Annotated in this window: 6 protein-coding genes; 4 read left to right on the top strand and 2 right to left on the bottom strand. The window is 37.2% G+C overall.

Annotation, left to right across the window (positions count from 1 at the left end; genetic code table 11):
• Positions 1-176 precede the first annotated feature (176 nt).
• The gene (gene corA, locus AC07XN_RS22195) at positions 177-1,247 is read right to left on the bottom strand and encodes a magnesium/cobalt transporter CorA (RefSeq protein ID WP_309919544.1); all 1,071 of its coding nucleotides are present in this window, start codon (positions 1,245-1,247) and stop codon (positions 177-179) included.
• Positions 1,248-1,385: 138 nt separating this feature from the next.
• On the opposite strand from corA, the gene AC07XN_RS22190 reads away from it, so the two are divergent.
• From AC07XN_RS22190 to truA, 4 genes are all read left to right on the top strand, one after another.
• On the top strand, positions 1,386-2,609 hold the full coding sequence (locus tag AC07XN_RS22190) for a serine hydrolase domain-containing protein (protein WP_494744640.1): 1,224 nt from the start codon (positions 1,386-1,388) through the stop codon (positions 2,607-2,609).
• 103 nt (positions 2,610-2,712) lie between these two features.
• Positions 2,713-3,258 (top strand): nuclear transport factor 2 family protein, encoded by a 546-nt coding sequence (locus AC07XN_RS22185; RefSeq protein ID WP_309919538.1) that lies wholly within the window; start codon positions 2,713-2,715, stop codon positions 3,256-3,258.
• A 158-nt stretch (positions 3,259-3,416) separates the two neighbouring features.
• Positions 3,417-4,133: a YebC/PmpR family DNA-binding transcriptional regulator gene (locus AC07XN_RS22180; protein ID WP_309919535.1), complete on the top strand. Its 717-nt coding sequence runs from the start codon at positions 3,417-3,419 to the stop codon at positions 4,131-4,133.
• Between the two features lie 258 nt (positions 4,134-4,391).
• Positions 4,392-5,123 carry a tRNA pseudouridine(38-40) synthase TruA gene (gene truA, locus AC07XN_RS22175; RefSeq protein WP_494744639.1) on the top strand — a complete coding sequence of 244 codons (732 nt, stop codon included), beginning with the start codon at positions 4,392-4,394 and terminating at the stop codon, positions 5,121-5,123.
• 59 nt (positions 5,124-5,182) lie between these two features.
• Here truA and AC07XN_RS22170 read toward each other — a convergent pair whose 3' ends face one another.
• On the bottom strand, positions 5,183-7,687 hold the full coding sequence (locus AC07XN_RS22170) for a T9SS type A sorting domain-containing protein (RefSeq protein WP_494744638.1): 2,505 nt from the start codon (positions 7,685-7,687) through the stop codon (positions 5,183-5,185).
• Positions 7,688-7,828 lie beyond the last annotated feature (141 nt).

The raw sequence follows: 7,828 nt of genomic DNA, 5'->3' as shown, positions 1-7,828 counted from the left end.
GTTTTTTTATTGTACTTTTTCTTGCAAAGGTTTGTTTTATAACCTCAATTTTTCAAAAAATACGCTTTTTATAAAGAAGGCATTTAAAAAACATATAAATCAACCAAATAGGTGCTTTATTTCATAAAAACAGGTTTAAAATCACCCATGTAAATGCAAAAAAAATATTTTTATGTTTACAGCCAGTTTTTCCGTTTAAACCATATCAACATCACAATTACCAATATGACCATTACAATCCACACCACATAATACCCATATCGCCAATGCAATTCGGGCATATTGTCGAAATTCATTCCATATATTCCTGCTACAAAAGTAAGGGGCATAAATATCACAGAAATCACCGTCAGCACTTTCATGACGTTATTCATCTTATTACTTACTTGCGAAAGGTATAAATCCATCAATGATGCACCCAAATCTCGGTAGGAATCTACTGTTTCAATTACCTGCATCACATGGTCTAATACATCCCTTAAATACAGACTCGTATTGGCGGTGATTAACGGAGCTTCTTCTCGGATAAGGCTTGCCAACATTTCACGAAGTGGGAAGATAGTTTTCCTCATTATCGTGAGCTCTCGCTTCATACTATAGAGTTCATTCAATGCTTTTGGATTGGGGTTTTTGATAATATCTTCTTCCAACTGTTCCATGTTTTCAGAAAATTTATCCAGCACCGTAAAGTAATTATCCACAACCAAGTCTATCAAAGCATATAGCAAATAATCAGCCCCATTTTTACGGGTTTTACCCGCAGATGCCTTTATTCGGGTAAGAATTGGTTCAAAAATATCACGGGAGCGTTCTTCCTGAAAGGATATTACATACCCCTCACCCATCACAAAACTCAGATGCTCTATTTCAGCTTCACGCGTATAGGGGTTATACTCTATCATCTTTAAGGTCACAAAAAGCTGGTCTTCGTTATAATATTCAAACTTGGGCTTTTGGTGGGTATTCAAAATATCTTCTAGTACCAAAGGGTGTAAATTAAACATATCACCAATGTTCGCTATTACGGCAGGTTCATGAATGCCGTCTACGTTCATCCAATAGGTTTTATCATCAGCAAGCTCGACATTAAAGTTGCCAAGATCAGGGACTTCACTAATTTCATACTTTTCGAAGTTGTAGCTAGTCCACCATATTTTAGTTTCAAAACTCACTTCCTGCCCTACATAAGTAAGCGTTCCGGGCGATGTTCCTAAGTTTTTATTTTGAATAATATATCTTTTTGGCATCAGAATCGTTTGATTTAAAATAGTAAAATTGAATTCAATTTAGAGAAGAGATTGGCAATTTTCAAATTCCAGCAGTAAATTGCTTGATTAATCGACCACTCGATAGAAAATATAATCCTTAATCATATCGTGATAATATTGAAATACACAAGACACATTTTTGTAAGTTGTTTTATCTCAGGCATCGTTTTATTAGCCTGCTCACATCAACCCAAGCAATTAGCTAAAAAAACCTCCACTGACGTTTCCATCAGAAATGATAGCATTGCGAAGCTATTCGACCCACAAATAGCTGTCAAAAAAGCGAGTAAGCTAGATACTTTTTTCAAAAAATTGCATAAACTGAATGGATTTAATGGAGCCGTGTTGGTTTCTCAATACGGAAAAATTATTTACAAAAAAGCCTTTGGCTATGCCAATTTTTCGAGCAAAGATACCAATACTACCCAAACGCAATTTCAGTTAGCTTCGGTATCAAAACAATTTACGGCAGTTGCTATCATGCAATTACACGAAAAAGGATTGATTGATTATGATGACCCCGTTTATAAATACATTCCGAATTTTCCTTACGACCCAAGTATTACCATAAAAAGTCTGTTGTCGCATAGTTCGGGCATTCCCAATTATGTGTATTGTTTAGACAAAATTGTCAATAAAAAAGTACCCTTGACCAATAATCAGGTTGTCGATTTGTTTGCTCGTTATAAGCCCGGTATCAATTATTATCCCAATACGAGATTCAACTATAACAATTCAAACTACGCTTTGTTAGCTTATATTGTCGAAAAGCTATCGGGAATGAACTTTAGGGAATATGCCAAACGAAATTTATTTGCCCCAGCGGGTATGTCAAGAAGTTTTGTGTATGACCCTAGCAAGCCCGAATTGAACGCTACAGCCGCCATTGGTTACACCCCTCGTCGCAGAGGTTTCTGGCCAGTACCATTCGACCACCTAGATGGCGTAGTGGGCGACAAAGGAGTATATTCTACCGTAGAAGACTTGTATAAGTGGGACATGGCTTTGAACAGCGAGAAATTAGTAAAAATGAGTACCTTGAACGAAGCTTTCTTGCCAGTGCATACTTTTAAAAACTTATTGACCAAAAACTACGGCTATGGCTGGCGTCTTCAATTATTGGATGATGGCACTTGGCTGACCTTCCATACGGGTTGGTGGCATGGGTTTAAAAACTATTATATGCACAATAATAGAGACAATTCATCTATCATTATTCTACAGAATGTTTCAAACAGGGCATTAGGTAGAATAAAAGTAGCACAATCTATTTTATATCCCGACAAAGCATGGTATTTTATGAGCGGAGAAAACATGCCTGGCGAATTAGAAGTAGAATAATTTGGTAAGAATTACTCAATAATAAAGTATTAAAAAAGTCGTTAAATCATAAAAAAAAGCTAATTTTAGAGGGACAATAACCTTTATGAAAATTACAAAAAACATGAGAATCTCAAAGTTACTCCTCCATTCCTTTTGCTTGTTGTTATGTCTTTCATTTTCTGTAAAGGCACAGAGTGAAGATGATGCTATCAAAACGTGTGTAAATAATTATTTGGATGGTGTTTTAAAAGGTGATGCAGCCCGCTTGAACCTTGCTTTTCACCCAACGGCTATGCTCAGGACTGTAAATACCAATACAGGTGCTTTGCAAGATATTCCTGTAGCTAAATTTATTGCTACGACTCCTGCGGGAGGGATAGAAACAAAAGGCGGTTCGACAAAACTAGTTGGATATTCATACATTGGAGTATCTGCCTTAGCCACGGTGGAATTGCGTTTCGGAGATTTTAAATATGTTGACTTATTGAGTATGCTAAAATTTGGGAACGATTGGAAAATCGTTAGCCGTGTTTTCAGCCGTACAGACTTGGATAGCCAAGTAAAAGGAACTGCTACTTCGGCAAGCCCAGTGGCTGCTACTAACAAACCAGCCGTAAAAAAATCATCTTCTGCCAATGTAAAACCAAAAGCTGATGATGGTTGGTAAGCCAACAACGATATAATTCTTGAGAAGCCCGTGAAATTCATGGGCTTTTTTTATACAATCGCAAAGGCTAAAACAAACTCTCCTTTGCGTAAAAACCTAATAATTCCTAACTTTGCAAACTCAAAAAGAAAAGGTAGCAATCACAATTAAAAATAGAAATGGGAAGAGCATTTGAATTTCGTAAAGCAAGAAAATTTAAGCGATGGGGACAAATGGCAAAAACATTTACCAAAATCGGTAAAGATATTGTCATTGCAGTAAAATCGGGTGGACCAGACCCTCATTCAAATTCACGTTTACGGGCCATTATACAGAATGCCAAGGCAGTAAACATGCCGAAAGACAATGTGGAGCGTGCTATCAAAAAAGCATCATCTAAGGAGCAAGAAGACTATAAAGAGATTGTGTATGAAGGATATGCAGCGCATGGTGTTGCTGTATTAGTAGAATGTACTACGGATAATACCAATCGTTCTATTGCCAACATCAGAAGTCATTTTACAAAATGTGGAGGTAGCGTAGGTACAACAGGGATGTTAGACTTTATTTTCGAACGTAAATCTGTTTTCAAAATTGCTAAAACACCTGATATAGACGTTGAAGAATTAGAATTAGAACTAATTGATTACGGTGCTGACGAGATTTTCTTGGATTTAGAAACTAATCAAGTAAACATCTATGGCGAATTCACTGCCTTTGGAGCTATCCAAAAATTTCTAGAAGAAAAAGGTTTTGAATTATTAGGTGCTGATTTTGAAAGAATCCCGAATGATACCAAAGAACTAAGTGAAGAACAAATGGCCGATGTTGAAAAACTAATCGAACGTTTGGAAGAAGATGACGATGTACAGAACGTGTATCACAACATGAAATAGACTTTCCTTATACATTCATTGAAAGAGGCTGTCCAAAAAAGAAAATAACATCAAATATTCTTGGGCTTTCAACCTCACCCCCAACCCCTCTCCTTCAGAGAGGGGAGCTTTTGAGCTCAAAAAGCCCCTTCTCTGAAGGAGAAGGGGCGGTCGGCCGCTGCCGTTGGGGATGAGGTTCTACGCAGAATAATGTTTGATTGTAAAAACTTTTTGGACAGTCTCTTTTTCTTTCATACAATCATTACCTTTTAAAGGCAAATGCGATATTTTATAGAATGCTCATATAAAGGCACAAATTATTGTGGTTGGCAAGCACAGGAAAACTCCCGTACTATTCAGGGAGAGATAGAAAAAGTACTGTCTATTTTATTAAGAAAACCGATTGAAATTGTAGGAAGTAGCAGAACTGATACGGGCGTTCATGCCAAGCACCAAACGGCTCATTTTGATTTGGAAGAAGCCATTCCGAATCCAGCAAACATTGTTTACAGAATGAACAAAATGCTTCCTTTTGATATTTCAATCTTAAACATTTTTCAAGTAGCAGACGACTATCATTCTAGATTCGAGGCAAGTTCACGAAAATACGAATATCATATCTCCAGAAAGAAAAGTCCATTCTTGATAGATTTGTGTTATCAATTCACACCTGAATTGAATATTGACGCCATGAACGAGGCTTGCAAGTACTTTTTTCAATACATAGACTTTGAATGCTTTAGCAAATTACACTCACAAGTATTTACTTACAACTGTACCATCATGGAAGCAAGGTGGGAAGAAAGAGACAACGGCATATTGGTATTTCATATTAAATCAAACCGATTCCTCAGGGGAATGGTAAGAGCCATTGTGGGGACATTGATTGAGGTAGGAATCGGCAAAATAAGTATCGAAGACTTTGAGAAAATCATTCAATCTAAAAATCGCCAAAAGGCAGGTGGTGCTGCCCCTCCGCAAGGACTATTTTTGATGGAAGTTAATTATTAATCAGGCTTCAATAAAAGTTAGGTATTCAAGAATATTTTCATCCTTGAATACCCAAAATATTACTCAAGAATAAGTTTTTTAGAGATACTTGTATCGTTATTACTAAAGATGACAACATAACTTCCCTTTGCTAAATGACTTAAATCAACTTGATGTGTGTCGCTCTGTTTGATTGACTGTTCTACTAATTTTACACCTCTAAAATCAACGATTGAAATTTGTCCACTGACTGATTTCGGAAAGTCAATCATCAGAAGTCCTTTGTTTGGATTAGGATATAATTTTAAACCCCAATTTTGCTCCTCCTCTATCCCCAAAACTGATTGCGTAGTAACTGTCAACGCAGCAGCATACAGCGATTCTGTTTTGTCTCCAAAAGCCTTTAAACGATAATAATAATTCGTTTTTTCCGTGAGTGGCATATCCGAAAAATCAGTTCTTGTAGCATCCAATTTGGCTAACTCTACGTAGTTCCCTACTTCAGTTACTTTTCTTTCTAATACATAACTGGTCGCATTGGGAATACTCTTCCAAGTAATTTTAGCATTACTGTAGGTTACTGATTCAGCTTGTAACACAGGCGTCGCTAATAGTGCTGGAGTTTTACTTTCAACAATCGTGTACAACGATTCTGTCAGATTTCCGATGGCTTTAATCCTGTACGCATAGGCGGTATTAGGCGTTAAATCTTTATCAACTAGCGTCAACTGATTAGCAGGTTGGGTACTCAATAGTTTAAAATCTTCTGAACCTACTCTTCTTTCAATCTGATAAGCAGTTGATTGTGCAACAGCTTGCCATGAAAGGCTCAGGGAATTGTTGTAAACAACGGTTACAGCCAATACAGGCGTGGCTAAATAAGCAAGTGTTTTAGCTTCTGCATTCGCATACCATGATTCCCAATAATTACCCACTGCCTTTATGCGATAGGTATAAAGCTCTCCTCCTTTCAAAGATTTGTCTTCATAAACTAACGTATTGGCATTCAATTGAGCCACCTGTTGAAAAGCAGTTGACGCAGTTTTTCTTTCGAGAATATAACCATTAATACCTGTGATAGCCTCCCATTGTAATTTGATGGTTTCAAAATTAGTGGCTACAGCACTTAGCTTAGTAGTAGGTACTTCCTCTAGTTTGAATTCATAAAAAGAAAGTGCTCTAAGCCCTTTTTTATTAGTAATGTATGGACCAGTATATGGATAGTCGGGACTGGTGGGTTCGATAAAGGAAGGTAAATAAGAGATTTTAGTAGCCGAGCTACTCGTATTTAATGTTAAGATTACTTTATTCCCGACGGTCGTGCCGCTCACTACATTGCCCGCGACGCCATCCAAATAGAAGAAATCTTTCATCAAAAGATTCCTTGTTTTCTCGTTCCAAGTAAGCTCCTGACCCACTGGAAAAGTGATTGTTATTTCACTTTTATCAGCTTGAGAAAAGTACGCCTTTCGGACGTTAGGTGCATCAATATTATCAGTAGGCGATACATTATAAAAATCACGACCAGCCAACCAGCCCAATTCAGTAGCATTCTGCGTATAGCCTGCTGCAGTATAATGCAAACCATCAAAGCCCGCTGTGCCTACAGAAGCAACCACCTGTAGATTTTGATATTTATCCGCTAAAGCTCTTTGTGTTTCACGCACTTTGGGCGCTTCGCCCACAGCGGGATTAATGATGTCTATTTGATAGACGTAGAGTTGTTTAATAGAGGGTAAATCTAGTTTCAGGTTCTTATAAAATATATCGAAGTAACCTCCAAAATCAGACCCTTCTCCATAAGCTTCCGTTTCTCCTTGTCTGTAAATCAGTGCTTTAACGTATTTGTCTACCCCTGCTTTTTGCAAACGATATAACATTCTGCCATACCCATTGGTCAAATCTGCGGGGTTGGATGCCGTGCGATTAGCATGTTGACGGGCAGAAGACCAGTGAAACCCTGCATTAATCAAGCAAGTAGGGATACCAAAATTATCTAATATGTATTTCTGAAATTCATAGCCAAGCGTTCCTACATTTTTGAAATATACTTCTTGGTTCGATAACGCCCATAGTGTATCGGCTGGATTATAATCTTCAATATTATACGTTCCCGTTATTTTACCGAAGGTTCTACAAAATTCATTGGTCTTGGTCTCGGAAAAAAAAGCGGTAGAGTTTGATTGTCCCGTAAGTACATAAACATCACCAGCGACTACATTTTCTCTAGTAACCAAATCTAAGGAATCTGTTCCTTTTACAGCAAATATTTTAAAGTCGTATTCCGCTTTTTCGGCTTTGATGACTACAGGCGTAAAGGCAAAAGTACCAAGGCTATTTTTATAGCTCACGGGCGCTCTTTGATAGGCAATTAATTGCTTGTTGCGATATACTTTGAGGGAAAAATATGACCATCCTTCCAGTTCTATTCTTCCAGAGATAGGGACTGACGCTTCGTTTTTTTCATTTCTTGGATAGAGTTGATAGCTTTGAGGGAGGTTATCAAAAACAGTCGAGTAGAAACGCTGAGAAAACCCAACATTAGCACACAAGATTATTATAAATAGGATAAAAGCTTTTTTCATAAATATTATATCATTGATTTAGACAACTACACGATAACATAATCTTGTGTATTGAACTATAAATTTATAAACATAATCTTATAGTTCAATATTATGACTATTGTTAACAGCAAACTCTTATCACTAGGGAGGGACTTAAGT

This window comes from Arcicella sp. GW458-12-2-14-TSB2, assembly GCF_059423785.1.
This window is presented reverse-complemented; position numbering and strand designations above follow the sequence as displayed.